The following is a 26602-nucleotide window of genomic DNA, read 5'->3' as shown; positions in this document are numbered from 1 at the left end:
TTCATTTCCTTCATTATATTACCTGTACCTCCATATGCAATCAGAACAAATAAAAACAAAGTTGAAGGGGAGCGATCACATGTATTTCGGAAGCAAAGGTTGGTATGTAAAAGAACTTAAAAAATTAGGTATCCGTACTTATGAAGGTAAAAAACTAGAATCGTATCGTACGCATGTGTTATCTAGTTTACTTGAGAGAATGAAGAAAGCTTCAGCTTAATAGATGTAGGAAGCGACTACGGTTGCTTCCTTTTTATTTTGCTTATGTTTCCCTCCTACATGTAAATGAAACAAGCAATTGAACTGCAAATGTTATAATAAACCCAATCAAACTAAGGGGGAACATTTATGTTGCACGGAACATGCATTCAATTTCACAAGTTTGGCAATCCAAAAGATGTATTACAAGTTGAATATAAAAATATAGAACCATTAAAAGAGAATGAAGTACTAATTCGTATGTTAGTTAGACCGATTAATCCGTCTGACTTAATTCCTGTTACCGGAGCGTATGCCCATAGAATTCCGTTACCTAACATACCTGGTTATGAAGGTGTTGGCATTGTAGAAGATGTAGGGGCTTTTGTTTCTAGAGAACTTATCGGCAAACGTGTTTTACCGTTACGCGGAGAAGGTACTTGGCAAGAATATGTGAAGACGTCAGCTGATTTTATAGTTCCTATTCCCGATTCCATCGATGATTTTACAGCGGCACAAATGTATATTAATCCTCTTACGGCGTGGGTCACTTGTACAGAAACGCTAAACTTACAGAGTCATGATGTTTTATTAGTAAATGCTTGTGGATCCGCTATTGGGCATCTATTTGCGCAGTTATCACGAATTTTAAATTTCCGACTCATTGCCGTGACAAGAAATAGTAAACATACAGAGGAATTACTTGAGCTCGGTGCCCACCATGTAATAGATACTTCCACTACCCCGCTTTATGAAACCGTTATGACATTAACAAACGGGCTCGGCGCGGATGCTGCGATTGATTCTATCGGAGGACCGGATGGAAATGAATTAGCTTTCTCCTTACGTCCAAACGGGCACTTTTTGACGATCGGGCTTCTATCAGGAATACAAGTAAACTGGGCAGAGATTGTCACGAAAGCAAAAGTGCACGCGAACATATTTCATTTACGACATTGGAATAAAGACGTACCGCCATATAAATGGCAAGAGACGTTTCGTCATTTAATTCACTTAGTAGAAAATAAGCAATTACGTTTTATGAAAGTACATTCTACATATGACTTAGCGGATGTAAAAACTGCCGTTGATGTTGTGCAGTCTGCAGAGAAAGCTAAAGGAAAAGTATTTTTGACGAGTTATTAAATACAAAGGAAACGTATAAAAAGGATTCAGTTTAGCTAACAGTATTGATCAGAATCTCTTGCTTTAATTTCAGATACAGATTATTAAAACGTTTTATTTCATTTTGATACTTGTGGAGATTACTATGTCCGCTGTAGGTTTCTATTCCTACTTCGGTTAGTTTGTTAATTACTAATTTCCATTCTTCCCATACTATTGTTTTACTTAGCTTTCCATTGTAAAATGTATCAAATTGGTCAATAAGATAAAAGTTTGATAATATCTCTGATACATCCCTTTTTGTATGTAATGCAACAATGCAAAAAGGGATTATTTGTTGTGTAGTTGGTATAGATTCTTTAGTAAAACTTATTCTCTTTTCTAACCAATGATTTATACCTAAAACACCAAATGCTGTATCAATAGGAATCCATTTTTCAAGCTGTTTGTTGTAATATTCCAGCCATCTATGGTCGTTATGATTCCAACCAAAGATCGAATAGAAATCTCCATGTGTTTCAATTAAATGAAGAGAAAAGTTTTGTCTTTCCATACTTTTGGGATGAGAATTTATTTCCAAGATCCACCTAGTTTCTATTCCGATATGAGTTAATACTTTTTCAACTACCTTTGCCTGTTCAGCGCAATTCCCTGCTTTTCGCGCTAGAATCTCTTCTACTGTCCTGTCCACATAGTCAGTTTGCACCCATTCAAATTCTTCATTTAACCAAGAGAAAATTGTATTCACCTTTTCACTTTCATTTTTTATTTCTCGTATTCTTGCGTTAATTTCATTAGATATTCCAACATGAAATGCCAACTTTAAGTTTCCCCCCTTTCCTTTTTCATCTACAATATTTTAACATATTTTCCAATTTCCAAATAATAAAACCGCATTAATATTCACCAAAAAGGTTAGAGACGAAAGATCTCATCCCCGCTCAATTAAAAAACTGTAAATATATGGTATAGTTTAATTAAAAGGTGAAAGGAGACTCTAACATGTGGTTACTCACGGCAATTGCGCCTGTTGTAATAATTGGAGGAATCGTATTATATGTGATTGGAAGGCTTAAACATAAATATAACAACGGTAACTTAGGTAAGAAAAAATCAAAAAACGCTCAAGTTTTATTAGATAGTTTCATACCAATGGGAATGCTCATTGGCTGTATAATCGGTTTAATTTTCGGCATGTTTTTCCCGGATTATTTACTTCTTGCAGTTAGCATAGGAACTGGCGTAGGCTACTTACTTGGATTTTTTGCTTATGAAATTTATAGTAAGACAGCAAACTAGTATTCATAATCCAAAAAAATCCCCTCGAAGCATAATCTTCGAGGGGTGAGCCTGTTTTTTATTTACTTATATACGTACAGCTGTACCACTTACAGCAACCATTAACATTCCATCACGAACTACTTCGTAATCTACGTCAACGCCAACGATAGCGTTCGCACCTTTTTGTTTTGCAAGTTCTTTCATTTCATCCATTGCGATATCACGAGCTTCTTTTAGCTTACTTTCGTAAGAACCAGCACGACCACCGACAACATCACGAACAGAAGCGAATAAATCGCGGACAATATTTGCACCCATAATAGCTTCACCATTTACAATATCGATATACTCAATAATTTCTTTACCTTGAATTCCAGACGTTGTTGTTACAATCATGACTGACACTCTCCTAATAAGTTGTAGTTTTAATTAGCTTTCTTATGTCTTTATTATGACACGGAACAAGCAACAAATCTATTGAATTACCTTACAGGAATGTGACAGTTTTGTAAGAATGAACCGCACATTATGTTTCATTTTAATAAAGCGCTTTAACATTCGGATACACAAACGATTCTCTATTTTCTTTCCAGTCGCGTTCTACTTCTTTAAAAGTTGGTCGTCCTAATTCTTCATTGTTTTCATGTTTACGAAACCATTTCTTCACATACTGATCCCCATTTTTATTTTGGACTGTGCAAAGTAAACTATTACAGATTTTCCGAATGTGAAAGCCCACTACGGTACGATAGTCCCCTCCCCCCTTTAGGGGTGGGATGGTAGTGAGGTCAAATGCGATGTACAGATAAAGTATCGAAAGTATGTTCTGTACATCAAGTATTTGAAATGGTATAATTTTCATAACAGACAAGTAAAAGTCTCTAAAACAATCTTGTTCTCTGAAAACAGAATACATATGAGGTTGGAGTAACAAATTCTTCTACTCCGTAAAATGTATTGAGTCGTCAAGTACAAGACGCTAAAACACATTTGAGAACTCACAATCTGACTCATTTGGTAATAGAACGAGTGCCGTATCTGCTAAATGCACTGGATACGGAGTGGTGATGGCACACCGCAATCTTGCACGTCAGCGATACTAGAAATAGACTTCGCCTTTGGTAGCAAGAATCCCACTGACGTTAGTCAGCTTGCGGCTTTAGCCGTAGGAGTGTCAATATAAGCCCTTCCTCTCTTATAGTCATACGACTCCTCGGTCGCGCCAAAATTATAAGACCAAAAATGATATTTACTTTGTTTACATTTTATTTAAAGAAATCAGAGTTATAAGCATGATGCTTATCAAATATTTTGTAGATTTCTAACTTATCATCTAATTTTGCATCTACTAAAATTAATATATTTCCATCGTAAATATATTCTTCATACTTTTTAGCATGTTCTTCAGGGATTCCTAATCCTATAAATGCTCCTATTAAACTTCCAGCTCCTCCGCCAATACCGGCTCCCCCAATAGCTGCTGCGATCGGTCCTGCTGCTACAATTGGGCCCATTCCAGATACGGCAAGTACACCAAGACCTGTTAATAAACCACCGAGTCCGCCTGCTACTCCTCCTGCTACAAGCCCTGTTGCTGAAAAGATATCTGCTTTATGTGCAGTTTCATGATTCACTTTTTCACCCGATTTTTCTTCCAGATGTTCAATTTCCTTTTGATCTTTCGCAATAGCTGAAATGTTATCTGCCGGGTATCCTTTTTCCTTTAATTCATTAATAACGAGTGCCGCATCATCAATTGTTTGAAAAACACCTACTATTTTTCTATCCATATTCATAACCATTAACCTCCTAAAGTTTTATATCATACATCTTTATTACTCTTCGTTTTTATATACACTAATTTTTTTATTCACATAACCATTTACGAAAAACGCTAACAATAAAAGGATTACAAGAGAACTACTTAACAAGTAAATGAAATCAAATGTAATATCCGTTATCATTTTATCCATATGTAACAGTCTCCTTTTTATTTAAAGTAAAAGTATATTTTTATAAACTAGAAATCTTTCAATTCATCTTCAGTCAATCTCTTTATGGTATATGTATACCCTTCTTAACTCTTTCTAAACGTAAAAAACTATAATTATATTTTTTCTTCTTTATATGTTTAACATTTTTTAAAACGGGTACGTTTATATTGTTATGCTTATTATATGGAAAGGAAAATTACGATGAACGCCATTCACTCTACTACTATTTCTTATAATGAAACACCTACAATAACGCGGATTCATCATTTTTATGCTTTAATGACAACATTTCAAACGAATGTATTTATAAGTAAACAAGGAACACTTACTTCTATTAAAAACTTAAGCACATTAGTATCATTTTTCCTTACTGTTAAAAAGAGGGAGCTTGTATTGTTTATATTTGAAGGAATAGATGCAAAAAAAGCTTTAAGAACACTCTTTCCTTCTTAAAAGTTTTATTATCCCCCTTTTCCCTCGATTGTTACTTTTCATACATAGTTTTATATTTCAAAATGATTTCCTCTATTCAAAACGAGACCCCCTAATACAATAGGGGGATTTCTAGTTTAGCCCTATGAAAACTGATATAATATATATTACGTTTTTCATTCTTTAAAATAGAAAACTTTTAATAACCTTGAAGGTAGGAATTTTTAATGAAATCGAAAGCAAAATTTAGTATTCGCTACAAAATTATGGCTGGTTATTTAGTTATCATTTTGTTTTTACTTATTTCTTTTATTATGTTAAACAATCAGATTTCCAATTTACAAAAATCTCGTAATTTTATTATTGATCACGATTTTAAAGTTCTCAATTTAACGAACCAAGTGGAAAAAGACTTGCTAACAATAGAAAATAAAGCGAAAGGCTTTATCACTTCTAATAACGCGAACTATTTGCAATCTCTTAACTCTGCCGAAAGAGATTATGAAAAACATTACCATAATCTTTTTTCTTTATTAGAAGATAATCCATCTCAGCAAGAAAAGTTAAAAGAGATTAACGGAAACATTACTAATTGGATGAATAAAGAGATTCACCCGTTAATTGCAAATCATAATAGTAATAATATAAGAGAAATCGACACTACCGAAATCCAATCATTGCAATCACAACTAACTGACTTCCGTAGCACTGAGGAGCAATTAACGAAAAAAAGATCTGCACAATTAGATACTAAAAATAATAAATTAGAGCTTTGGTTATACAGTTTATTGTTCTTACTATCTTGTATTTCTATTATCGTTTCACTTTATATTTCGAATTCCATTACAAAAACGATCAAAAATGTAATTCAAGCTATTAAATCCATCTCTTCGAAAGAAAAAATTACGGAAAGAATTCATGTAAACAGCCATGATGAAATAAAAGATCTTGCTCATACAACGAACCACCTACTAGACGAAATATCTAATAGAGAGTGGTTACAAACGGAGATTGCAGAATTAATTTTAATGTATCAAGGTGTATCTTCTATTGAGATGTTAGGTAACAAAATTTTGAGTGGCATTATACAAAAAACACAAACTTCTTGCGGTGCGTTTTATGTACGTGAAGAATATGAAGAAACTGTCTACTATGTGAAAAAAGCTTCTTTTGCTGAGCAAGGTACTGATATTGGAAAGCAATCTATTAAAATGGGTGAAGGTTTCATTGGACAGTCTGCTTTAGAAAAGAAAAGTTTTATTCTCAGGGACATACCTGAAGAGTTCCGTTACGTTACTACTGGATTATTAGAAATACGTCCTAAAAATCTACTAGTCATTCCTATTTTATTTGAAGATGAAGTGATCGCAGTAATGGAGTTAGTAAGTGTAACTGACATTTCAGACTTACATCAAGATTTAATTCAACAAACCGTTGATAATCTAGGTTTAACAATCCATAGCATTATGGGACGTATGCGAATTCAAACTCTTTTACATGAATCACAAGCAATGACAGAAGAGCTGCAAGTTCAATCAGAAGAATTGCAAACGCAAGCGGAAGAACTACAAATGCAAGCCGAAGAATTACGAACAACGAATGAACAATTAGAGTCTAGAACGGAAGAAGCTGAACAAAAGACAGCTGACTTACAAATTACTAAATTAGAATTAGAAGAAAAAGCAAGCGAGTTGTTACGTAGCTCAAAATACAAATCAGAATTCCTAGCAAATATGTCGCATGAATTACGCACACCATTAAATAGTATTTTACTATTATCTGAAATGTTAAAAGAAAATCATGATAATCATTTATCCGATGATGAAATTGAATTAGCAACCGTTATTCATTCATCAGGAAAAGATTTACTTACTTTAATTAATGACATACTAGATTTATCTAAAGTAGAAGCCGGAAAACTAGATGTCATTTTTGAAGCAACAAATATAAGTGATATGGCAGCAAGTATGCAGCAAAACTTTTTACATATCGCTGCACAAAAAAATGTTGAATTTACTGTTGAAAACAGTAACACCATTCCTGATCTGTTTTATACAGATGCAAAGCGGATTGAGCAAATTATTAAAAACTTATTATCCAATGCATTTAAATTCACGGAAAAAGGATCTGTTTCTTTACATTTCGATTCGATAGAAACAAGCAATTTAAGTGATGATATGCAGTCTATAAGTAAAGATTGGATTACAATTTCAGTAAAAGATACTGGTATTGGTATCGCTAAAGAACAGCATCAACTTATTTTCGAAGCCTTTCAACAGGCTGATGGCGCAACGATTCGGAAGTATGGTGGTACAGGATTAGGATTATCTATTTGTAAAGAGTTTGCTAGACTATTAGGTGGTTGGATTACGTTAGAAAGTCATGTAGGAGAAGGTAGTACTTTCACCGTATATATTCCTAACCTTCCAAATGGATTAACTGATATACAGTTATCCAATTTAGAAGTTGCAGCGACGATAGAAGAGGTTATCCCTGCTGAAGTTGTTGAGGAAACTATCGTTATCCCAGAAGCAAATAACGTCTTCCAAGAGAAAACTATTTTAATTGTCGATGATGATCATCGAAATATATTTGCATTACAAAATGCATTAAAAAAACAACATGCCAACATCATTACTGCACAAAACGGCCTAGAGTGTTTAGAAATACTAAAAAACAATACAAGTATCGACCTTATTTTAATGGATATTATGATGCCAAATATGGACGGTTATGAAACGATGGAAAATATCCGAATGAACTTAGGGTTACATGAAATACCTATTATTGCATTAACTGCTAAAGCAATGCCAAATGATAAGGAAAAATGTTTATCTGCTGGCGCTTCAGATTATATAAGTAAACCATTAAATTTACATCAACTCTATTCGGTAATGAGTGTATGGTTAATAAAATAAGTGAGGTTTCGTTTCAGTGGAAAATAAGTATTATAATTTTGATCCATCAGTAGATACGGATAAGCGCACGAACTTAGAAATTGACTTACTATTAGAAGCGGTATTTAAACTATCAGGATTTGATTTTCGCCAATATGCTCGCACATCTATTTATAGAAGAATTTGTAATCGAATGCAGATTTCTAATATCCCTACCATTTCAAAGTTAATTGAAAAAGTAATTCATGAGGAAGGGGTTTTAGAACAGTTATTAAATGATTTCTCGATCAATGTAACTGAGATGTTCCGTAACCCTATCTTTTTTAAGGCGCTAAGAGAGCATGTTATTCCTGAATTAAGAAAGCATCCTGAAATTAGAATTTGGCATGCTGGATGCGCAACTGGTGAAGAAGTATTATCCATGTCCATCTTACTTCACGAAGAAGGGTTAAGTGAAAAAGCTGTTATTTATGCAACGGATATGAATACAGATGTGTTAGAAAAAGCAAAACAAGGAATTCTTCCATTAAATAAAATGCAAACTTATACGAAAAATTATTTACAAGCTGGCGGTACACAAGCATTTTCTAACTATTATTCAACGGATAGTCGTTTTGCTTATTTTAATCCTTCACTGTTACAAAACATTATTTTTGCACAACATAATTTAGTAACCGATCAATCTTTTAACGAATTTCATATTATACTTTGCCGTAACGTTTTAATTTACTTTACAAGTAAACTTCAAAACCAAGTACAGCAACTCTTTTATGAAAGTTTAAGTCACAATGGATTCCTATGTTTAGGGAATAAAGAAACTCTTCGTTTCTCGGATATCATGCCGCATTATACGCAATTTAATCCACACGAACAAATCTATCAAAAAATACAATAAAAGCGTATGAAATCCTCTATTTGGATTTCATACGCTTTTTATTTCGCATTCGTTTGTATCATAATGAGACACATATCATCTGATTGTGCTTCCTTCTGTTCTTCCTTGTAAAACCCTTCTATCTCTTCTTCTAGCTCTCCCCATTTTCTCTCTGTAAAAGTACGTAATTTCTCTTCAGCCTCAAATTCATCATTTGCAATTGCTTCAAGAACACCGTCTGTAAACAATACGATTTGAGCATTTTTCTCAAAAGGTATAACTGTCTTTTCAACTTTTATTTCATCAAAAAAACCTACCGCACAACTCCCGCGATTTAGTTCAACTACATTTGTTTCATCAACTAAAACATATCCAGAAGGATGTCCTGCATTTACATATTCAATTGTTCTCTTTTCTGTATCCACTACTAAGTATATCGCTGTAAAATAATATGGAATGTTGTCATTCTCATTATGTAAAAGAGTCATATATTTATTTAAGTCTTTAATGACAAGTTCTGGATCGATTAAACATTTAATCGTTTCACGTAATACAGACGAAATGAACATGCAAACTAAGGAAGCAGATACACCATGTCCCATCACATCTAATAATATAATACCGTAGCGGTTTTCATCGATTTTATACCAGTAATACATATCTCCAGCTAGTTTAAATGAAGGTAAGTAACTTGCTTCAATTTTTATATGATCTTCTCTTAATGGGCTACTTAATAAATTTCTTTGTACTTGCGTGGCTAAATCTAGTTCATTCCGAAGATTCTCTTCCTGTTCTTTATGCCAATTTAATTCCGACTTCAAGCGTAATGCTACACGCATACGCGCTAACAATTCAACTTTATTTATTGGTTTCGTAATATAATCCATTGCACCTATATCAAGCGCTTCAGCTAATTTATTCGCATCTTCTAAAGCTGTTACAAAAATAATAGGAATATCTTTAAACTTCTCCTCTTTTTGTAATCGCCTACAAACTTCAAGTCCATCAATTTCAGGCATCATAATATCTAATAATATTAAATCAATTTCATTATGCCTGGAAGAATCTTTTCCAAACTGGATGTATTCGAAAAGCTCTTGTGCAGAATTCAGCGATACAAGATCCTGATATCCGGCTTGTTTTAAAATTTTTTCAATTACAAAGATGTTAACCGGATTATCATCTACAATTAAAATGGACACAAGTGATTTCCCCTTTTCTTATATAAAATATAAATCGATTATCATTTTCTATTTTTCTAGTATTACATACTCAGTTACAAAATAAAAATTTCCTACTCATACCTATTTTTTATACAGCAAAAGAACAAACCCCCAGAAATGAGAGTTTGTTCTTTCACTCTATAAATTATTTCTACTTTTAATTTAGCACCATTGCTTTGTCATTTAAAAGACGATCCAATTCTTCCATATGATTGGTTTCATCTGCAATCATATCTTCTAACTTTACAACTAACTCTGTCATATTTAATTTCGCTGCCTGCTCTTTTCGCTTTTCATAGCGCTTAATTGTTTCATATTCTGATTGTCTAGCGTATTCTAACATTTCTCTAACATCTTCTGCTTGTTTCACTCGTAAAGGGATCGTAGTAGGTGTACCACCTAGCGTCTTAATTTTCTCCGCTAAATATAGGGCATGTCCTTGTTCATCACTAATTTCAGATTCAAAGAAAGGTTTTAACACTTGTCTATATATACCAGAAACTGTAGCTGCATTATGGTTATACATAATAATTGCTGAGTATTCTCCTGCTAAATCTTCATTCAATCCTTCGATTAGTTCTTTCACATCGTGTGACATTTCATATCTCCTCCTATACTTAATAAGTACCCCTTTTCTCATGTTTTAAACATCATTATTTAAAATTTGTTATGTATCTAAAAACGCTGCTTGCTTCAATTTACTTATTGCTTGTCTTTTAATACGAGAAACGTGCATTTGTGAAATACCTAACTGTTCCCCTGTATCTTTTTGATTTAAATTTTCTTCAAATATATAATGAATAACACTCTTTTCCATTTCATTTAATACGTTAAAAATATCCTTTAAAACGAGACGCCTTTCTGTCTCTTCATATCCTTGCTCTACTTCACCTACAGATTCAATTCTCGCTACCGAACTGCCATCAGATGCATTTTCAACTACATCATCTAAGGAAGATACTCGATAATTATTTTTCGCATCCATAATTTCTAGCACTTCCTCTTCGGATAGTCCTAAATGATCCGCAATCTCTATAATCTTCGGTGAACGTTGCAGGTGATCTGTTAACTCCTCTATCGCAAGTTTAATTTTCCCGCCTAAATCTTTAATTCGCCTTGGAACGTGAATGCCCCAAGTTTTATCACGTAAATACTTCTTTATTTCGCCTACTATTGTAGGTATTGCAAAAGGCTCAAAGGCATTCCCTATCGAATAATCATACCTTCTTATTGCGCCTAAGAGCCCTAACATTCCCACCTGTATAATATCCTCATGCATTGGCCCGCCTTTTGAATAGCGATATGCAATGGAATATACGAGATTTTTATAATGCTCAACTAACCTTTCCTGCGCTTCATTACATTGGTTTTGTTGGAATTCTGCAATTAGTTTAATAACGTCTTCCTTAGTAAGATTCGTAGGTTGAGATTGGATTTCCATCATTCTCCACCTGCTCTCTTTGTATATATTTTGTCATTAAAACTGTCATGCCCTCATCATGCATGATTTGTATATCATCCATTAACGTATTGATTAAATATAAACCTAAACCATTTTCCGGCAAATGTTCTACTGGTTTACTAATATCATAGGGACCAACCTTCCTCTTTAAGTTATTAAAATCAAAGCTAACCCCATTATCCGCAACCATAATTTCTAATCGATCTTCATATAGCCCAAAGACAATTGCAATTTCTCCAACGTCTTCTTTGTATGCATGTTGTACAATATTTGTACATGCTTCACTAATAGCAATTTTCATATCTTCTATATCGTCATAAGCAAAGCCCATTCGATTTGCAACACCAGCCATCGTTAAACGAATAATAGCCACATATTCTGCCTTTGCAGGAATTTTCATTTCTATCTTTTCAAATCTCTCCATCATCCCTAGTCACCTTCTTTCTACTTTTTCAAAATCGGAATTCAAATTTAATATTTCTGTTAACCCTGTAATATCAAATAATCTTTTTAACCTTTTAGATACACCAATAAACTCTAGTTTTCCATCATTTTTCTTAACTGCTTTTAATAGTGCTATAAAAACACCTAAACCGGTACTATCCATATAATCTACGTTATGAAAATCTACTACAATATGAGCCTCTTTTTCACTTGCAATAGGCATGATCTTATTTTTCAAATCTGATGCTGTATATGCATCAATTTCACCATTAAGTTGTACCGTATAACCCACATCATTTTGTAAAATATTTACTGCCAAATTCATCATTTCCGCCCCCTTATCTCAAACTACTACTATCTTAATTACCCATAAAAATTAACTTTAAACATATTTTTTATTTTTATTATAAATAAATTTTCCACACCTTTCTCAGCTTAACACTAAAAAAATAATACCAAATGTTTAAACTTTATAAATTTGTGTATGTATAATGTATAAACATTATTTTTAGGGGGATCTATCTATGGAAGAGCACAGCTTTAAAAAAGGAGATTTTGTTCAATTTTCCTATCGACACGATCATGCTACAAAATTAGTTGGTTCCATTATTAACATACTAACGAATACAATTGTAGTGGATATAGGTAATAGCGAGGACTTATCTCATATAGAGCCACGGCAGGTCGTAAGAATAAATAATTGTGAAAAAGTAACGATGGTTTAATACATAATAAAAAGTATTATTTCAATGAGCGGGGGCCTTCATCCCCCGCTCATTCCTATGCAGATTACATTAAAAAAGCATCCAAATTAGTTTAATTGGATGCTTTTTTATGTATATTTATCAGTTCATTCACTTTATAGCTATATATAATAAACTTAAGATTACTATTCATTATCATACTTACGCTTTCCGCAACATTCTAGAGAAAAATGTTACGATTAAAATAAAGACGATTGCACCTAGTAACGCTGGAAGAATAAAAATGCCTCCCCATTCAGGACCCCAATGACCAAATAATGCACTACCAACCCAAGATCCGATTAAACCAGCAATTACATTACCAACTATACCTAAAGGAAAGTCTTTTCCCGTAATCATCCCAGCTAACGCACCAATAAGTCCACCTACAATACACGTAATAATAAGTCCCACAATTAACCCTCCTATATTCGTTTTATATTGTATTTATCAAGCTTTGGTATGTAACCAAAGCTTGATAAACATGTATTACTCTTTATTATCCAACCCATCACTTATCTTTTGTTTCACTTTTCCGACTTTTCCTTTTATCGTTCCCTTCGTCTTCTCCCACTTCCCTTCATTTTTCAACTTTCTATCTTCTGTAACTTCACCAATTCCTTCTTTTACTTGTCCCTTTGTCTTTTCCACTTTACCAGTAATTTGTTCTTTTAGTCCGCTCTCGCTCATATTTTCCATCTCCTTTTCGTAATAGATTTATAGATATAAAGGGTACAAATTTAAATAGAATACATGCATCTTCTTTCGTGTAACCATTCACCGACTCTTTCTAAATCTTTAACGAATAACAAGATTTTCCCTTCATCTAGCTTTTCTTCGTAGAAGTTTGCTTCTTCCTCATTAAGCCCTAACTCCTGCATCTTATTTCTTAACTGATCTCCCGTTTTTTGAAAGACGTTAATAATACTTGTCCCAAGTCCCTCCTCTTGTATACCAATTTTATTCAAGTCTGCATTGTCTGCGATTCTATCTGTCCTTTCTTTCTCGTGTGTTAATACGTAAATATCTTTTTGGTCTATCCCTTTCTTCACTAGATCATTCGCCGCATTCATGACCTCTTTCTCCGTAATAAATTCATATACAAAAGGTTTACTATACTTCGTTTCCATCTTTAACTTCCTCCTTTAAAATGAATTATTTGTTATATTATATGTAGTACACCTATTTTCGAAATGTTAAACATAAAATATGAAAAAAGTTATGTGAATTTTGATTTTAATAGAAAATGAACAACATCATTTACCACTTTAAAACATCTTCTCCTTACAATAACTACCTAAATTAACAGAAAATTGTTATAATTAAACGTGAGGAGGGATACTATGAAAAAAATTATATCTATATGCGCTCTAACCGCTCTATCTTTCACTTTAATAGGCTGTGCCAGTACCTCAGCTACAGACAAATCTCCACAAGCTAAACAAGAACAGAAACAAAATGCCTTTCAATTAAATTCCGCAAATATTACAGATATCGAAATACTTCAGACAACCAATAATACTACTTCTAAATCTCAAACAGATAATGAAGAAATGATACAATCTATCGTTTCAGCAGTTCAAAATGGAACACCTAAAACAATCACTTTAGATCAAAAAAAGAGAGAATCTGCACATTCTACTATTACCGTTACATATAAAGATGACGCAAAAGAAGAGTTTCTTGTGTGGGTTGATAATAAGGAACAAATTACGATTGCTAAAGATGAGAAAAAAGATAAAGTTGAAGGTGTAACGGTGAACATTAAAAATACTAAAATGATGAAAGATTTTTTTAAAATGTAAAAAGGATCTCCTTTAAGGAAATCCTTTTTCTCTTCATACAGCTATTAAGTTCTACTCCTTATCATTCAAAGCAAAACTATTAATTATAACGTTTATTTACGCTGTAGTTATATACCTATTGTTGCTATTGCAGAAAAGGACAACAAGCTGGACAACCTAGATTTCAAACTGTAAGATTAGATGTTGGTGAAATCGGGCAGCAAAGTATATTAGAAAATAGGTGTTAATTTTGAAAATCAATAAAAAATTTGAACCAATCATTTTTAATCTCTTTATGATTTTAGGTATATCTAGTATTATCTCTTTCGTCATGGTTTCAATGAATGTTGGGTATACAGCTTTATTTCTCAAATCATGGCTGAAAACATGGGCAATTGCTTTCGTGCTTGCATTTTTAGCTTCTAAATTACTACCCTTTGTAGTGAAAAGGATAATGAAAATATTCATATTTGTTGAGAAGGATGCTTAAAAATAAAGTGATGTACTATTCTAGTTCATTTAAATTAAAAGAAATAATCATCACAAAACTTAACCTAGTAAAATGTTTTAACTCAAAGAAAAGTACTTGAAAAGTTGTCTTTTCTTTATATGTTAAAAAAGCTCGCCTATTTCCGTAGGCGGGCTTTATCTTTATTACACAATAAGAAAGTATACTCTCTTTTTCACTGAAATTTTATGTAATTGTACATATTCATGAACATAAATGTATTGATGAGTTTTATCTACATACGCATGGCATTAATCTATTGAAAATTTATCTTCTTTAATTTTAGAAAAAAGAAAAGACACCCTACGGTGCCTTTCTCTGACTTGAACCATCTTAATTTTAATAATATGTATTGGACTCCCATCCAACTATTATTTTACCACATTAAATTGTTTTGTTTATTGAGAAATACAATAGTTTTTTTAGGCTGGTCTTCCGTATTAGATCTTTTTGTAGTTCATGCAGCGATTAACAAGAGAACAAGCTATTAATTAAAGGGAAAAACACATGCTAAGCCGGTGTAACATACCAATAAAATTTATACTTTCTATCATCTTCTCTCTTCATACAACCGATTTGCTTTATACGAGCAAACTAAATACATAACAATTGCTGCAGGGATAAATAACCATGCTAAGCCTCTCATCAATGCAAATGGTGTTTCAAATAAGAATGACCATAGAAATGATACACCTTGCTTATCCCATAGACCTGGCGTAAAATATAGTTCTTTCGGATTTGCAAGTGCTCCTAAATGAATCGTGTCATTAAACATAAATAGGATTAATATCGGAATAGAGCACATAGCTAATTCTAAAAATGTTTTAGATAGGCGTTTATACTTCCCTGCTCGTGACATTTGATCTGAAAAAATATCATCTTCACTTTCCTCATCTACCCTTTTAAAATAGTGCGTACCTGACCACCAATTACCAGCTATATGCTCCCAGCCACTATCTTCAAATAATGTGCAGTAATTAATAAATTCACTTTTTCTACTAAATACTCTATGATCTATTCTAATCGTTGCATCTTCTGGTTCTGTATATCTAAATGTATAACCAAATGTATTGCTTTCTAGTTGGTAGCCTTTCCAAGCCATCTCTTCTAACCATTTTTCCTCTTTCTCAAAGTCTAAAAAGAATTTCAATCTCCACATCATCGTTTCCCCCTAACTATACATGTAATAAACTTTTTGTAACCTCAATAATGTGCTGCATTCTCATAAAGTCTAAGTGCAATACTTCTTTCCCACGTTCCGTAATGACATACACTTTTCTTCGTTTATCTTCACTTTTTACCGATTCTATTAACCCTTGTTTTAATAAATTTTCAACCGCACCATACAATGTACCCGCTGCGATCTTTACTTGTTGATTACTTAATTCCTCCACCTTTTGCATAATTAAATATCCATGAGCTGGCTCTAATAACGCTAAAAGAACGTAATACGTTGTTTCCGTTAATGGTAAATTTTTATCTCTATTCATAAAGCCCTCCAATGTAACGATAAATATATAGCTAAACTATATAGTTCAACTGTATATTTTGATTTTATACAGTTAGACTGTATATGTCAAATTAAGTTATAAAAAACAACCTAGATCCAACATGGGATCTAGGTTGCTTTTTACATAAACGTAATCGTCACTAAAGAATATCCTTCTTTCGCATTATATGGCTCAGCTTTATAAGAAACACGGCTTGCTCCTTGCGGATAACCGATTTCTCCAATTACTTTTTTTACATCTTGCAATGCACCATCCATTGATTGTTTATAAAGAATTTCAATCTTTGGTGACTTTTCGTTATAACGTTGCTGCATTTTATTTTTGAATTCATTATAGTTATTTGCAAGGTATTCATTTCCTAAATAGTTTAGCTTTGTATCTTTTAATATTTGCTGATATGCAGGAGTTTTCGTACCACCTGCCGCAATTTTATTTGTTAATGTACTATAATAATTTGTTGTAGCTTGCGGATAGTCCCCGCGGTTCCACTCATGATTTCTTGCGATTTGCTCATCTGATAAGTTGAAATAAGAATATGTTACGCGGCCTTGTTCATCTGGCACAGGATCATCGAATGTTGTATCAAGGTGATACCATTTGTTTTCGATTTTCACTAAGTTCCAAGCATGAGGCTGTCCGTCTCCAGTTCCTACTACAAAATGATTCTCAATTCCAGCTTCTTTTAATAATTGATAGGTTAATAGTGCGTAACCTTGGCAAACCGCAGAACGATTTACAAGTGCTTCATATGCTGTGTAAGCTTTATAAGACGTATCATAAGAAACGTGTTTTACGACATAATCATGAATCGCTTTCACTTTTTCGTGATCATCCATTCCAGCTTGCGTAATGGATGAAACGATTGCCTTCGCTTGCTTCATTACATATTCCGTTTGTTCTTTCGTTTCGCGATATGTAATTTTCAGTGTAAACGTATAATTACCAGGTGATCCAGAAAGTCCATATGAAACATTCGATCTATTATAATTCGTATACTCATTTTTACTTGCCACTTCTTTATAGGCGTTAAAAAGTGTATTCATCACTTCTTTTGTATTACTGTTTGTCGTTTTATACGGAAGTGTAATATTCGTTTCGTACGTATTAATACGCTTCTGTACTTCATCTTTAAATGCTGCTAATAATGCCGCATCTCCTGTATCTTGCACCGCAACCGCAGGCTTTTTATATTGCAAGGCATTATATAAAAACTGTGCATACTGTTCACGCGTTACCGTTTTAGCAGGTTCAAATTTCCCGTCGCCTGTCCCAGATGCAATCCCGTTTGACTGCACCGCACTAATCGCACCTTCTGCCCAAAAACCATTCGGAACATCATTAAATGTATGCTTTTGCTTAGCTGAAACTTGAAAAGCATTTTTGATAATTTGCGCCATTTCTGCACGGCTAACAGAATCTTTCGGTCTAAACCCTCCGTTTCCATCCCCGTTAAAAATTCCTAATTTCGTTAACGTTAACACCTCTTCTGGAAACAATGTAGATCCTGCGCGAATATCTCGATATGGATTGTTTAAAGTAGATCCATCTTGTAATACGTAACGAGCACCGTCATTACTAAACGTACCACCTTGCTTATTCGGTAACAGCGCACGATAAATTAAAGCAGCAACTTGCTCTCTCGTCGCAACATCACCGAAACCAAACTTCCCATTTCCATAACCGGAAATAATATTTTTACTCGATAAATCTTTAATCGCCGGATACGACCAATGCGACGTAGGCACATCAGAAAAAATACTTACCTCAGCTGCTCTCACATCACTACCATTTGTATATAGTAAAGCACCACCTATAAGTGATAATGATGTAATTGATTTTAGTAGTTTTGTGTACATAATTCCTTCTCCCAATATCGTTTCTATTTATGTTATTTTTTGTCGAAAAATCTAAAAGAATATGACAAAACATATTATACAATTAAAACTTTTTGAAGGATATACTAAGTTTTGAAATATGCAAAAACTCATATTGTTATAGGAATTCATAGTGATATTATGTTGTTTTACTTGTGAATATACAAATAAAAAAGAAGATACCACATACAAACAACCCAAGTTCCTCATTGAAACTTGGGCTATTTTTCGTTCTAGTGCAACACCATAAGAGCCCTGGAAGTAGTACTAGCCTAAACTTAGCCATACTTCCAATATTAATTTAATAAAGGTTTTCACTAGAACCTTATTTATTATTTAACTGCCTCTACTTGTTTTGCTAATTCTCTTCCAAGGAATATAGCAAGCTCTAGCATACCAAATTGATTCGCTACAGACTCTGCATCAGAATTATAGTTTGTGTTTGTATTAATATCATACGTATAAATTGTTCCATCCAAACTGCGAATAAATTCGATACCAGCAACAGTTATTTCAAAAATTCTTTGTACTGTTCAATAATTCGCTCGTGGAAGTCTGATATAATTTCAAATTTTGTTGGTACTTCTTTCTCTCTTCTCCTCGGGCTATTGATAGAGAAAAGGCATTCTTATAAATGCCTTTTCTCTCTCTTATATATGCTCTTCTTAATTTAGTTTGTGATAAACCACTGGACTTTTAATTATGAAAAAGTACCAATAACAAAAAAAGTTAAAAATAATGATACATATCCAAGATACATAAAACGTTTATCGTGTGTTTTAAAATATAACGTAATACACAGTAAAGTGACCAGTAAAAAAACTGCTGTAGACACTATGAACATGACTGTTCCTCCTAAAAAGCTAATTTATTATTCTTTGTCAGTTAAGTATATCTAATTTTTCTAATATTAATGAAAGAATATTTCTTTGATCTACTACAATTGCAGCTTTTCCAGTAGAACCTGATCGCAACTTCTTTTTCCCTTTATTTTCAATTGTTCCTTCTACAACAAAGAATGTAGTGTCTTTATTCTTGCTAATAATAGGGTCATGATAGATTTGAACTACACTTCCATAATAAGTTTCCGTCGTTTCCACTTCAAAAGTATATTTAATTTTATCGCCCGATTTAATTTTATTAATCTCTTCTGAATTAATATATAATAATACCCTATTCGCATTTTCATCAGGTGATATTGATAATACCTCTTTATCTTGTTCAATCGTGTCCCCTACTTTAATACGATTCGGCATTTCAATTACACCATCTTTCGGTGCAATAATTACAGTTTGTTCATAGCTCAAATTCATATTATTGATATCTTGTTGCAACAAAAACAATTGTTTTTTCTTTTCATCAATCTCCTTCGAAATATCCGAGACTTTAGAAGTTCTAAGACTTTCAACAGAATCTTGGACATTAGACTCTTGAGTTCTTATATTCTCATTGATAACCTTTTTCTCCAATGCTATTTCCTGGGTTCTATTTTTTATTTGCTCTTGTTTTATTAAAATACTCTTTAGATTTCCCTCAATCTGAGAATCTAATTGATTCACCTTATTCATATTTGTTTCAGTTTCTTGATTAATATTTTCATCCTTAATAATCTTATTTTGTTTAAGAAATCCCTCTTTTTCAATTTTCAAGATATTATTTTGATTTTTTATAGCTTCAATTTCAAATTCCAGATTATTTATAACCTCATCTTTTACATGATTTAGGCCTTGAAGGCGAAAGTTAAAATCAGCAATCTTATTTTTATTTTCATTATTTAATAAGTCTTTTTGCTTTAAATAGCTATCTAATTCATTTTTAATACTTCCTTCAACATCTACAGGCAATTTTGATTGATTCTTTTCAATAACATCTTTAAGAATGTTTAAATCCTTAATTTCCGCATCCAATTTATCTCTATTTTCTTCTAAGTGTTTTTTTTCCTGCTCTAACTGTTTATTAGTTATACCTATTAAAGGATCTCCCCTATGTACTTTTTCGCCTTGTTTAATCTTAATATCATTAATTTCTCCTGATATTTTTGGTTTAACAGCTACTGCAGCCGTAGAAGATTGGATAGTAGCAGACCCTTTAGTTGAGATATCTATTTTACTAAAATAAGACCAAATCAAAGCACTAACTATTATAGCTAGTACTAGATAGATAAATAGCTTAATAAATTTCGGGGGATTTTTCTCAAGCATTTCAACGCTATCAGTCAGCTCTGTTATGTCTCTTATTGGTTGTGACATTTATGTATACTCCTCTTATACTCCTTTTTATCGGGTGATCTCTAATAATTCTTGTGGTAGCTGATTATTCCACAACACTCTATATAAACCATCTTTATTTATTAATTCTCCATGCTTGCCTTCCTCAACAATTTCTCCTTTGCTCATTACAAATATGTTATCACAATGCATAATTGTACTTAATCGATGAGCAATTGTTATGGTTGTTAGTTTACCTGCTCTATATTCCTTTAAGTTTTCAATTATTTTCTTCTCACTAGTCGAATCCAGATGACTTGTAGCCTCATCTAAAATAAGTACGTCTGCTTCTTTTAATAGAGCACGGGCAATTGATAACCGTTGCCGTTGACCACCAGATACATTAGAAGCATTTTCTTCTAATAATGTGTCATATCGGAGTGGCAAGGAACTAATGAATTCATGGGCATCGGCCAATATACATGCCTCTATTATTTTGTCCATTGTTACCTCTCTATTCAAACCAAATACCAAATTATCAAAAATACTACCACTAAAGAAAAAAGATTCCTGAGCAACATAAGCTATTTTATTTCTTAAACCTGTCCTATTCATATCTTTAATATGATAGTTATCATAATAAATGTTACCTTCGTTTACGTCATAATATCTCATTAATAATTTAGCAATTGTTGTTTTACCTGAACCACTTTCCCCTACAAACCCAACACTATATCCAATTGGGATTTCAAAACTTAAATTATTAAATATATTTTGCCTAGTTCCATATTTAAAAGTTATATTATCCAATCTAATTTTGTGATGAAAAGAAGTAGGTGAAAGTTTTTTATCTTCTTGATCATTTTTTTCTAAATCTAAATCTAAAATCTCAGTCAATCTTTTTGAAGCAACAAAAGCAGATTGTAATGTCGGCTGTAAATCTACTAGGTTTTTTATAGGATCTAAGAAATACACCAATAGTGCATTATATGCAACTAGCTGACCTATTGTCATTTCCCCGTTTAATATAGCAATAGCTCCAACCCATAAAATTACAACACCCCCTACTAATTCCACAATTGTTTTAATAGATTCTTGACTATTTGTAATTAGAAACCGTTTAAAGAATTTCTGCAAAAGACTTATCAATCTTTTTTCAGTTTGGAATTCTGCTTCTTTTTCAGCATTATAGGATTTTATTGTTGATATCCCATTTAGCGATTCTACAATATAAGAAGTTAATTCAGCATTACTTTCCATTTCTTGACGATTAATTTTTTCATAAGAGCTTTGAAACATCCAAATAATAAGGATGTATATAGGTACGTGTAATGCTGTAATGAAAAATAAAGTAGAACTTTGTGTATACAACAAAATAGAGCCAGCTATTACCATGATCGTATCAATCATCACAGTTAAAGTTGTTGTCGCAAGTGCCTCCCTAATTTTAGCAGCATCTTGGAACCTCGAAATAATTTCACCAACTTTTCTTGTTTCAAAAAAGTTCATAGGCAAGGATAAAACATGTTTATAATAACCAAACATTAACTTTATATCTAACCGACGACTCAAATATAAAATTAAATGCGACCTAAACAACTCTAAAAGAACTTTAAAAATGTATAATACGATGATCCCAATAGAAAGATATGTTAGCGTATGCTTTAAATTCTCAGTAACAATATTATCAATTACAATTTTGAAATAAAAAGCACCCAAAACTCCAAATATGGTTATTAAAATTGATGAAAGAAAAATAGGAATTAAGAGACTTTGTTGATTTTTTAAAAGAAACATAAATCTACTGAATGTATTTTTCTCTTCATCTCTTGATTGAAAAGATTCATTAGGTATTAAAAGAACTAAAACGCCTGTCCAAATCTCATTAAATTCTTTAATATCATATTTAATAATCCCTTCTCCAGGATCAGCAACAATCACTTTACCCTTTTTGGTGATTTCTAAAATAACAACATAATGTAATAACTTCCCATCAATTATGACATGTGCAATAGCGGGTAATGGGATCTCTTTTAAAGATTCTACATTTCCCCTTACTCCTTTGGCCGAAAAACCTAACTTTTCAGCCGCTTGAATTAAACCATAAACATTCGTTCCATTTCTATCAGTTCCAGCATATTCTCTGATTTTGGAGATCGGTATATGTAATCCATAATGTTTAGATACAGTAGAAATACATGCTGCACCGCAATCTTTAATATCGTGTTGTCTCACCCAATGATATTTTTTAAATAAAGACATACTTATTTAAACAACCTCTCATATTTAACTTTTAAATACATTCTCTCCCACATATGTTAATAAACACAGGAGTTTCAAACTTATTGTACTTAAAGATAACAATAAAATTTGTTAGCCTTTCAAAAATTCCATATCGAAAGGCTTTTTATAAAGAAGAAAAGATTGTACTATTAAGCGCATACAATCTTTTCCTCTTTATAAAAATGTTTATTTTTTCTTCTTTTTCTTTTTTGCTTGACTCTCTTCGTAAGCATCCCACAGTCCAGCACCAGCTCCAACAACTAGTAAGCCACCTGCTACTATTACAGGACCAAGTCCACCATTTGTATCGTACAACTCTTCTTCAGTTAGACTTTTGTACTTTTCTAAAGTAATCGTTTTCATTTTAAGCACTCCTTACTACCTATTATTTGAAAATCTTTTTACCAACCCATTTTCCGCCTACATAACCTGCTCCAACAACTCCAGCTCCAGCTGTTATTGCACCAGCTACTTTTGTAAAACCAGCAACTCCAGCAATTGCTAAAGGAACCACTCCACCATCAATGTTTTTTAATTCCTCATTACTTAATACTGCTAAATTAGGCATTTCTTTTTTTAATACTGAATTCATAATAATATCTCCTATTCTTAATTTAATTATATTACATTTAAGCAATATGAATTTTATATTAATACACCTTCTAATAAAAATCTACACTTTTTTGAAAAAATTCTTTTTTCTTGATTAAATTACATTATTTTACTTTAGAATACGACAGAACCCACCCACTTACCTACAATGTAACCAATATAAATAAGCAGAGCTCCTGTTAAGATATAAAAACAAGATTTAAAATACATACTCCTTTCAATCGCATCACCAATTTGATGAAACATGTTTGACATAAAGAAAACACCACCTTTTTATAATTATTAGAGTAGAACACACAGAGATGTTATCAGAAAACAACTTATCAACACAATACTTATTGGAATAATTATATATAAAATAATAACAGCGTTCACAAAAACTTAAAATTTATGAAATGAATTACTCTATAGTTAATATTTAGAATTCAAAAGGTTTATTAGGTAAAAAAACACGTTATATTACAACTAATTATTTCTATTTAATAAATCCCCTAACCCTTATGATAACGCTTGAGCATATCTTTCTATAAAGTTGAGGAATAATAGGCTTATTAAATGATGTATCATCTCACTAATTCAGTTAACGTAATTTTCTAAAAATAACTGATTGTTATATAATGGAATTAAGCCGTAATCAATATGCTTTCCCCGTTATGAATAATGAAATAATTTATGTATCCCTTGTATTCGCTTTAACAAAAAAGAACTTGTCGTGATTTCCACAAGTTCTTTTTGCTTTTTTTATGGAGAATCAGTTTAAAAACTAAAAATAAAAGAACCTCAATAAATGAGGTTCAAAAAATCCGCTATTTTAAATTACCTTCGTAAAAAGCAACTCCATGTTGAACATGCTTTAAATACCATGTAATCGTCCCGCCACAAACATTTTCAGTAAAACTATTAGCATATACTCCATTTGAGTAATACAGAGTTCTTTTGAATTTACCATTAGAATACTCATAAGGAATTGAGCATGCTGTTTGCTTCGGAGAACTCACAGCTTTTTGCGTATCAGCTGAAGCCGCCCCAATTCCTCCTGTTAATGCAATACCAGTTGCCAATAGCCCTACTACTAATTTCTTGAACATAATAAATCCCCCTTTAATAGTTTTTATAACTTACAACTTAAATGTATCACTTTTGTAATTTATGTAAATATCTTGAATATGTAGAAATATTTATTTAATTTTTGGTGATATTAGGATTTTATTTTATCAAATGAAAAATAGAGGGATTTAGAGAAGTATGTAACAATGCATAATAAATCAATCAGATATTATGATATACTCACAAAGAACTGATACAAAATTTCTTTAGATTGGAAAACTAAAGTCTTATCTACCTAAAAGGAAGGCGCCTAATGGCGTCTTTTCTTTATTTTCAAAAGGACCTGCTCAATTCATTTTTTAAAACATAAGGTAAAGTGAACCCATTAAAATCCATGGAATGAACCCTAGTTTTACCCTTTTATCTAAAGGAGGCACTATTGTTATGGGATATGGTGGTAGTTGCGGCGAAGGCTGCGGTTTCGCTGGAGGATTTGCTTTATTAGTTGTATTATTTATTCTATTAATCATTATCGGATGTAGTTGTTTCTGCTAAAAAACTATTAGAAAAGGTACCTATATGGGTACCTTTTCTTTATGTGCCTTATTCATGATCTAGTTCCAAATTTTTATTACGATTAGATTTTGGGGGTTCATTTTTCGTATTCATCATACCCCAAATAAGAATCGATTTCAGACATGTGTTTTTAACGAAAAGAATTCGGAACCATTCTTTCCCACAAAGGAAATACCTTTTTGAAAACCTCTACCATGGAAGGATCAAATTGTGTACCAGATCCTTCTATAATACGTCTATAAGCTTCTTCAGGAGATAGAGCCGAACGATATGCTCTTGAAGAAGTCATTGCATCGAATGCATCTGCTATTGCAACAATTCTTGCGCATAATGGTATTTGATTTCCTTTTAGTTTTTGAGGATAGCCCTTTCCATCCCATCTTTCATGATGCGAAAGAATTATATCTTCACTACCTTTTATTAAAGATATATTTTTAAAAACTTCTAATCCTAATTGTGGGTGTGTCTTAATAAGATTATATTCTTCTTCTGTAAGAGAAGATGCTTTCTTTAGGACTTCATCCGGAATACCTATTTTTCCTATATCATGTAATAAACAAATAAAATGAAATTGTTTTAAAGAATTATCATCATATTCATTTGTTTCTTTAGCAAGAATCGTAGCATAATTGGCTACACGTTCACTATGTCCTTTCGTATATTGATCCTTTAATTCCATTATCCTCATTATCGATAAAGCTGTTTCTTTCATTTGTTTTTCATAGGATGCTTTAATTTTTTGGACTAAAAATTTCAATGAAAGAAATACAAAAAATGACGTAACAAAAATGATTAGAAACAATAATATTAATGATATTGGATAGTTAATTTCAAAATAATAAATAGCAATTAAAAATCTACATACCATACAAATAGATACCGTTAGAAGATAATGAATACTTAAAAATAAAGGTGCAGAAATTACTAAGAAGCACTCTAAATAAGGAATATGTAAAGAAGAACCTGGATCACGTATAAACATAAGATCATATGCCAAAAGATAAATAATACTAACACCAAGAAAAATATATTTTGTAAACATTTGTTTATTCATTTTTTGTAAACACTTATTACATAAAAAAAATGAAATGAAAATAAATAAAAATACGAGTTCAAATAAAAGCTTCTCTAGTGTAAAATCCTTTCCAAGAATAAAATGTTGATAAATATTATCAAACAAAAGAGTACTACAGGGAATAAATAGAAACATGTTTATCGGTTCTTTCGTTTCAATATTTTTAATCCCTTTCATCATTTTACACACCGCCAAACCTTTTCAATAAAAACATAAGTTCATATAGATATTATTAATAATATCCAAGAATAGATAATAGTGCAAAAAATACCCTTTCTCATAACCTATAAATGGGGTACCGCCATGATAGGAATGTATAAAGAGATGAATAAGATTATAGAAAAAGAAACAACCTCTACTACAATTGAAGTTGTATTTTCTTAGCTTGATAGGCATGGGGTAGCACCAACAAATAATAATTGCAACTATATTAATTTTACATTACATTAAGG

At 32.2% G+C, this 26602-nt stretch carries 33 protein-coding genes and 1 pseudogene; 10 read left to right on the top strand and 24 right to left on the bottom strand.

Features of this window, described 5'->3' with window-relative positions; genetic code table 11:
• Positions 1 to 79: 79 nt before the first annotated feature.
• Together ACVWY7_RS04885 and ACVWY7_RS04880 are read left to right on the top strand one after the other, a co-directional pair.
• Positions 80 to 220 carry a YflJ family protein gene (locus tag ACVWY7_RS04885; RefSeq protein ID WP_000273536.1) on the top strand — a complete coding sequence of 47 codons (141 nt, stop codon included), beginning with the start codon at positions 80 to 82 and terminating at the stop codon, positions 218 to 220.
• A gap of 131 nt (positions 221 to 351) precedes the next feature.
• Positions 352 to 1344, top strand: coding sequence for a zinc-dependent alcohol dehydrogenase family protein (locus ACVWY7_RS04880; protein ID WP_033682400.1), 993 nt, complete (start codon positions 352 to 354; stop codon positions 1342 to 1344).
• Positions 1345 to 1375: 31 nt separating this feature from the next.
• Here the strand turns inward: ACVWY7_RS04880 and ACVWY7_RS04875 are convergent, their stop codons facing one another.
• Complete coding sequence (locus ACVWY7_RS04875) at positions 1376 to 2143, bottom strand: transglutaminase-like domain-containing protein (RefSeq protein WP_000864010.1); 768 nt, start codon at positions 2141 to 2143, stop codon at positions 1376 to 1378.
• 182 nt (positions 2144 to 2325) lie between these two features.
• Between ACVWY7_RS04875 and ACVWY7_RS04870 the strand changes: the two genes are divergently transcribed.
• Positions 2326 to 2622 (top strand): hypothetical protein, encoded by a 297-nt coding sequence (locus ACVWY7_RS04870; RefSeq protein ID WP_000266571.1) that lies wholly within the window; start codon positions 2326 to 2328, stop codon positions 2620 to 2622.
• Positions 2623 to 2688: 66 nt separating this feature from the next.
• Here the strand turns inward: ACVWY7_RS04870 and ACVWY7_RS04865 are convergent, their stop codons facing one another.
• The 4 genes from ACVWY7_RS04865 to ACVWY7_RS04850 all read right to left on the bottom strand — a co-directional run bounded on the left by ACVWY7_RS04865 (position 2689) and on the right by ACVWY7_RS04850 (position 4577).
• Complete coding sequence (locus ACVWY7_RS04865) at positions 2689 to 3000, bottom strand: YbjQ family protein (protein WP_000637511.1); 312 nt, start codon at positions 2998 to 3000, stop codon at positions 2689 to 2691.
• A gap of 142 nt (positions 3001 to 3142) precedes the next feature.
• On the bottom strand, positions 3143 to 3343 hold the full coding sequence (locus ACVWY7_RS04860) for a DUF4028 family protein (protein WP_033682402.1): 201 nt from the start codon (positions 3341 to 3343) through the stop codon (positions 3143 to 3145).
• 526 nt (positions 3344 to 3869) lie between these two features.
• Positions 3870 to 4400: a general stress protein gene (locus ACVWY7_RS04855; protein ID WP_001055606.1), complete on the bottom strand. Its 531-nt coding sequence runs from the start codon at positions 4398 to 4400 to the stop codon at positions 3870 to 3872.
• A gap of 39 nt (positions 4401 to 4439) precedes the next feature.
• A complete protein-coding gene (locus ACVWY7_RS04850; RefSeq protein WP_000359813.1) occupies positions 4440 to 4577 on the bottom strand; it encodes a hypothetical protein in 138 nt (45 codons plus the stop codon).
• A gap of 222 nt (positions 4578 to 4799) precedes the next feature.
• On the opposite strand from ACVWY7_RS04850, the gene ACVWY7_RS04845 reads away from it, so the two are divergent.
• From ACVWY7_RS04845 to ACVWY7_RS04835, 3 genes are all read left to right on the top strand, one after another.
• Positions 4800 to 5051, top strand: coding sequence for a hypothetical protein (locus ACVWY7_RS04845; protein ID WP_000991361.1), 252 nt, complete (start codon positions 4800 to 4802; stop codon positions 5049 to 5051).
• A gap of 206 nt (positions 5052 to 5257) precedes the next feature.
• Positions 5258 to 7948 carry a response regulator gene (locus ACVWY7_RS04840; protein ID WP_456523684.1) on the top strand — a complete coding sequence of 897 codons (2691 nt, stop codon included), beginning with the start codon at positions 5258 to 5260 and terminating at the stop codon, positions 7946 to 7948.
• Between the two features lie 16 nt (positions 7949 to 7964).
• Complete coding sequence (locus tag ACVWY7_RS04835) at positions 7965 to 8822, top strand: CheR family methyltransferase (protein WP_000429053.1); 858 nt, start codon at positions 7965 to 7967, stop codon at positions 8820 to 8822.
• A 38-nt stretch (positions 8823 to 8860) separates the two neighbouring features.
• On the opposite strand, the gene ACVWY7_RS04830 is transcribed toward ACVWY7_RS04835, so the two are convergent.
• The 5 genes from ACVWY7_RS04830 to rsbV all read right to left on the bottom strand — a co-directional run bounded on the left by ACVWY7_RS04830 (position 8861) and on the right by rsbV (position 12258).
• Positions 8861 to 10003, bottom strand: a complete 1143-nt coding sequence (locus tag ACVWY7_RS04830; protein WP_000025543.1) for a fused response regulator/phosphatase — start codon at positions 10001 to 10003, stop codon at positions 8861 to 8863.
• Between the two features lie 178 nt (positions 10004 to 10181).
• The gene (locus tag ACVWY7_RS04825) at positions 10182 to 10622 is read right to left on the bottom strand and encodes a ferritin-like domain-containing protein (protein ID WP_000017762.1); all 441 of its coding nucleotides are present in this window, start codon (positions 10620 to 10622) and stop codon (positions 10182 to 10184) included.
• A 69-nt stretch (positions 10623 to 10691) separates the two neighbouring features.
• Positions 10692 to 11468 (bottom strand): RNA polymerase sigma factor SigB, encoded by a 777-nt coding sequence (gene sigB, locus ACVWY7_RS04820; RefSeq protein ID WP_033682360.1) that lies wholly within the window; start codon positions 11466 to 11468, stop codon positions 10692 to 10694.
• Positions 11431 to 11913 carry an anti-sigma B factor RsbW gene (gene rsbW / locus ACVWY7_RS04815; RefSeq protein ID WP_000970573.1) on the bottom strand — a complete coding sequence of 161 codons (483 nt, stop codon included), beginning with the start codon at positions 11911 to 11913 and terminating at the stop codon, positions 11431 to 11433. The genes sigB and rsbW overlap by 38 nt, the downstream gene beginning before the upstream one ends.
• A gap of 6 nt (positions 11914 to 11919) precedes the next feature.
• A complete protein-coding gene (rsbV, locus tag ACVWY7_RS04810; protein WP_142395570.1) occupies positions 11920 to 12258 on the bottom strand; it encodes an anti sigma b factor antagonist RsbV in 339 nt (112 codons plus the stop codon).
• Positions 12259 to 12454: 196 nt separating this feature from the next.
• Between rsbV and ACVWY7_RS04805 the strand changes: the two genes are divergently transcribed.
• Positions 12455 to 12655 (top strand): methyltransferase, encoded by a 201-nt coding sequence (locus tag ACVWY7_RS04805; RefSeq protein WP_073524924.1) that lies wholly within the window; start codon positions 12455 to 12457, stop codon positions 12653 to 12655.
• Positions 12656 to 12835: 180 nt separating this feature from the next.
• Here ACVWY7_RS04805 and ACVWY7_RS04800 read toward each other — a convergent pair whose 3' ends face one another.
• The 3 genes from ACVWY7_RS04800 to ACVWY7_RS04790 form a co-directional block, all read right to left on the bottom strand.
• A complete protein-coding gene (locus tag ACVWY7_RS04800; protein ID WP_000522902.1) occupies positions 12836 to 13087 on the bottom strand; it encodes a GlsB/YeaQ/YmgE family stress response membrane protein in 252 nt (83 codons plus the stop codon).
• A 75-nt stretch (positions 13088 to 13162) separates the two neighbouring features.
• Positions 13163 to 13363, bottom strand: coding sequence for a CsbD family protein (locus ACVWY7_RS04795; RefSeq protein ID WP_105989707.1), 201 nt, complete (start codon positions 13361 to 13363; stop codon positions 13163 to 13165).
• A 50-nt stretch (positions 13364 to 13413) separates the two neighbouring features.
• On the bottom strand, positions 13414 to 13803 hold the full coding sequence (locus ACVWY7_RS04790) for a general stress protein (protein ID WP_105989706.1): 390 nt from the start codon (positions 13801 to 13803) through the stop codon (positions 13414 to 13416).
• A 213-nt stretch (positions 13804 to 14016) separates the two neighbouring features.
• On the opposite strand from ACVWY7_RS04790, the gene ACVWY7_RS04785 reads away from it, so the two are divergent.
• Positions 14017 to 14478: an LptM family lipoprotein gene (locus ACVWY7_RS04785; protein ID WP_000720841.1), complete on the top strand. Its 462-nt coding sequence runs from the start codon at positions 14017 to 14019 to the stop codon at positions 14476 to 14478.
• A gap of 229 nt (positions 14479 to 14707) precedes the next feature.
• Positions 14708 to 14947, top strand: a complete 240-nt coding sequence (locus ACVWY7_RS04780; protein ID WP_000700219.1) for a DUF2798 domain-containing protein — start codon at positions 14708 to 14710, stop codon at positions 14945 to 14947.
• A gap of 568 nt (positions 14948 to 15515) precedes the next feature.
• On the opposite strand, the gene ACVWY7_RS04775 is transcribed toward ACVWY7_RS04780, so the two are convergent.
• From ACVWY7_RS04775 to ACVWY7_RS04730, 10 genes and pseudogenes are all read right to left on the bottom strand, one after another.
• A complete protein-coding gene (locus ACVWY7_RS04775) occupies positions 15516 to 16127 on the bottom strand; it encodes a DUF2812 domain-containing protein (protein WP_105989704.1) in 612 nt (203 codons plus the stop codon).
• A gap of 13 nt (positions 16128 to 16140) precedes the next feature.
• Positions 16141 to 16455 (bottom strand): PadR family transcriptional regulator, encoded by a 315-nt coding sequence (locus ACVWY7_RS04770; RefSeq protein ID WP_001078074.1) that lies wholly within the window; start codon positions 16453 to 16455, stop codon positions 16141 to 16143.
• A gap of 140 nt (positions 16456 to 16595) precedes the next feature.
• The gene (locus ACVWY7_RS04765; protein ID WP_105989703.1) at positions 16596 to 18332 is read right to left on the bottom strand and encodes an S-layer homology domain-containing protein; all 1737 of its coding nucleotides are present in this window, start codon (positions 18330 to 18332) and stop codon (positions 16596 to 16598) included.
• A gap of 350 nt (positions 18333 to 18682) precedes the next feature.
• Positions 18683 to 18942 (bottom strand): annotated as a pseudogene (locus tag ACVWY7_RS04760) (alpha-L-glutamate ligase); the annotation flags it as partial.
• A 289-nt stretch (positions 18943 to 19231) separates the two neighbouring features.
• Positions 19232 to 20599 (bottom strand): HlyD family efflux transporter periplasmic adaptor subunit, encoded by a 1368-nt coding sequence (locus ACVWY7_RS04755; RefSeq protein ID WP_105989702.1) that lies wholly within the window; start codon positions 20597 to 20599, stop codon positions 19232 to 19234.
• Between the two features lie 27 nt (positions 20600 to 20626).
• Positions 20627 to 22819 (bottom strand): peptidase domain-containing ABC transporter, encoded by a 2193-nt coding sequence (locus tag ACVWY7_RS04750; RefSeq protein ID WP_105989701.1) that lies wholly within the window; start codon positions 22817 to 22819, stop codon positions 20627 to 20629.
• A 207-nt stretch (positions 22820 to 23026) separates the two neighbouring features.
• Positions 23027 to 23203 carry a class IIb bacteriocin, lactobin A/cerein 7B family gene (locus ACVWY7_RS04745; RefSeq protein ID WP_000849668.1) on the bottom strand — a complete coding sequence of 59 codons (177 nt, stop codon included), beginning with the start codon at positions 23201 to 23203 and terminating at the stop codon, positions 23027 to 23029.
• Between the two features lie 22 nt (positions 23204 to 23225).
• On the bottom strand, positions 23226 to 23432 hold the full coding sequence (locus ACVWY7_RS04740; RefSeq protein ID WP_001089632.1) for a class IIb bacteriocin, lactobin A/cerein 7B family: 207 nt from the start codon (positions 23430 to 23432) through the stop codon (positions 23226 to 23228).
• A 134-nt stretch (positions 23433 to 23566) separates the two neighbouring features.
• Complete coding sequence (locus ACVWY7_RS04735; RefSeq protein ID WP_000069043.1) at positions 23567 to 23707, bottom strand: hypothetical protein; 141 nt, start codon at positions 23705 to 23707, stop codon at positions 23567 to 23569.
• 551 nt (positions 23708 to 24258) lie between these two features.
• A complete protein-coding gene (locus tag ACVWY7_RS04730; protein WP_105989700.1) occupies positions 24259 to 24540 on the bottom strand; it encodes a hypothetical protein in 282 nt (93 codons plus the stop codon).
• Positions 24541 to 24943: 403 nt separating this feature from the next.
• Here ACVWY7_RS04730 and ACVWY7_RS04725 point away from each other — a divergent pair, with 403 nt between their 5' ends.
• Positions 24944 to 25054 (top strand): YjcZ family sporulation protein, encoded by a 111-nt coding sequence (locus tag ACVWY7_RS04725; protein WP_000540371.1) that lies wholly within the window; start codon positions 24944 to 24946, stop codon positions 25052 to 25054.
• Positions 25055 to 25205: 151 nt separating this feature from the next.
• On the opposite strand, the gene ACVWY7_RS04720 is transcribed toward ACVWY7_RS04725, so the two are convergent.
• Positions 25206 to 26330: an HD-GYP domain-containing protein gene (locus ACVWY7_RS04720; protein WP_000975381.1), complete on the bottom strand. Its 1125-nt coding sequence runs from the start codon at positions 26328 to 26330 to the stop codon at positions 25206 to 25208.
• Between the last annotated feature and the right edge of the window lie 272 nt (positions 26331 to 26602).

This window comes from Bacillus sp. TE9106W (assembly GCF_054062215.1).
The sequence above is the reverse complement of the archived record's forward strand: the minus strand, read 5'-3'. Positions and strand labels throughout refer to the sequence as shown.

Coding starts and splice junctions, on each gene's coding strand:
- ACVWY7_RS04885 (WP_000273536.1), top strand. CDS start 80: ATGTATTTCGGAAGCAAAGGTTGGTATGTAAAAGAACTTAAAAAATTA.
- ACVWY7_RS04870 (WP_000266571.1), top strand. CDS start 2,326: ATGTGGTTACTCACGGCAATTGCGCCTGTTGTAATAATTGGAGGAATC.
- ACVWY7_RS04865 (WP_000637511.1), bottom strand. CDS start 3,000: ATGATTGTAACAACAACGTCTGGAATTCAAGGTAAAGAAATTATTGAG.
- ACVWY7_RS04855 (WP_001055606.1), bottom strand. CDS start 4,400: ATGAATATGGATAGAAAAATAGTAGGTGTTTTTCAAACAATTGATGAT.
- ACVWY7_RS04850 (WP_000359813.1), bottom strand. CDS start 4,577: ATGGATAAAATGATAACGGATATTACATTTGATTTCATTTACTTGTTA.
- ACVWY7_RS04845 (WP_000991361.1), top strand. CDS start 4,800: ATGAACGCCATTCACTCTACTACTATTTCTTATAATGAAACACCTACA.
- ACVWY7_RS04840 (WP_456523684.1), top strand. CDS start 5,258: ATGAAATCGAAAGCAAAATTTAGTATTCGCTACAAAATTATGGCTGGT.
- ACVWY7_RS04825 (WP_000017762.1), bottom strand. CDS start 10,622: ATGTCACACGATGTGAAAGAACTAATCGAAGGATTGAATGAAGATTTA.
- sigB (WP_033682360.1), bottom strand. CDS start 11,468: ATGATGGAAATCCAATCTCAACCTACGAATCTTACTAAGGAAGACGTT.
- rsbW (WP_000970573.1), bottom strand. CDS start 11,913: ATGATGGAGAGATTTGAAAAGATAGAAATGAAAATTCCTGCAAAGGCA.
- rsbV (WP_142395570.1), bottom strand. CDS start 12,258: ATGATGAATTTGGCAGTAAATATTTTACAAAATGATGTGGGTTATACG.
- ACVWY7_RS04805 (WP_073524924.1), top strand. CDS start 12,455: ATGGAAGAGCACAGCTTTAAAAAAGGAGATTTTGTTCAATTTTCCTAT.
- ACVWY7_RS04795 (WP_105989707.1), bottom strand. CDS start 13,363: ATGAGCGAGAGCGGACTAAAAGAACAAATTACTGGTAAAGTGGAAAAG.
- ACVWY7_RS04790 (WP_105989706.1), bottom strand. CDS start 13,803: ATGGAAACGAAGTATAGTAAACCTTTTGTATATGAATTTATTACGGAG.
- ACVWY7_RS04785 (WP_000720841.1), top strand. CDS start 14,017: ATGAAAAAAATTATATCTATATGCGCTCTAACCGCTCTATCTTTCACT.
- ACVWY7_RS04775 (WP_105989704.1), bottom strand. CDS start 16,127: ATGATGTGGAGATTGAAATTCTTTTTAGACTTTGAGAAAGAGGAAAAA.
- ACVWY7_RS04770 (WP_001078074.1), bottom strand. CDS start 16,455: ATGAATAGAGATAAAAATTTACCATTAACGGAAACAACGTATTACGTT.
- ACVWY7_RS04765 (WP_105989703.1), bottom strand. CDS start 18,332: ATGTACACAAAACTACTAAAATCAATTACATCATTATCACTTATAGGT.
- ACVWY7_RS04755 (WP_105989702.1), bottom strand. CDS start 20,599: ATGTCACAACCAATAAGAGACATAACAGAGCTGACTGATAGCGTTGAA.
- ACVWY7_RS04750 (WP_105989701.1), bottom strand. CDS start 22,819: ATGTCTTTATTTAAAAAATATCATTGGGTGAGACAACACGATATTAAA.
- ACVWY7_RS04745 (WP_000849668.1), bottom strand. CDS start 23,203: ATGAAAACGATTACTTTAGAAAAGTACAAAAGTCTAACTGAAGAAGAG.
- ACVWY7_RS04740 (WP_001089632.1), bottom strand. CDS start 23,432: ATGAATTCAGTATTAAAAAAAGAAATGCCTAATTTAGCAGTATTAAGT.
- ACVWY7_RS04735 (WP_000069043.1), bottom strand. CDS start 23,707: ATGTCAAACATGTTTCATCAAATTGGTGATGCGATTGAAAGGAGTATG.
- ACVWY7_RS04730 (WP_105989700.1), bottom strand. CDS start 24,540: ATGTTCAAGAAATTAGTAGTAGGGCTATTGGCAACTGGTATTGCATTA.
- ACVWY7_RS04725 (WP_000540371.1), top strand. CDS start 24,944: ATGGGATATGGTGGTAGTTGCGGCGAAGGCTGCGGTTTCGCTGGAGGA.
- ACVWY7_RS04720 (WP_000975381.1), bottom strand. CDS start 26,330: ATGATGAAAGGGATTAAAAATATTGAAACGAAAGAACCGATAAACATG.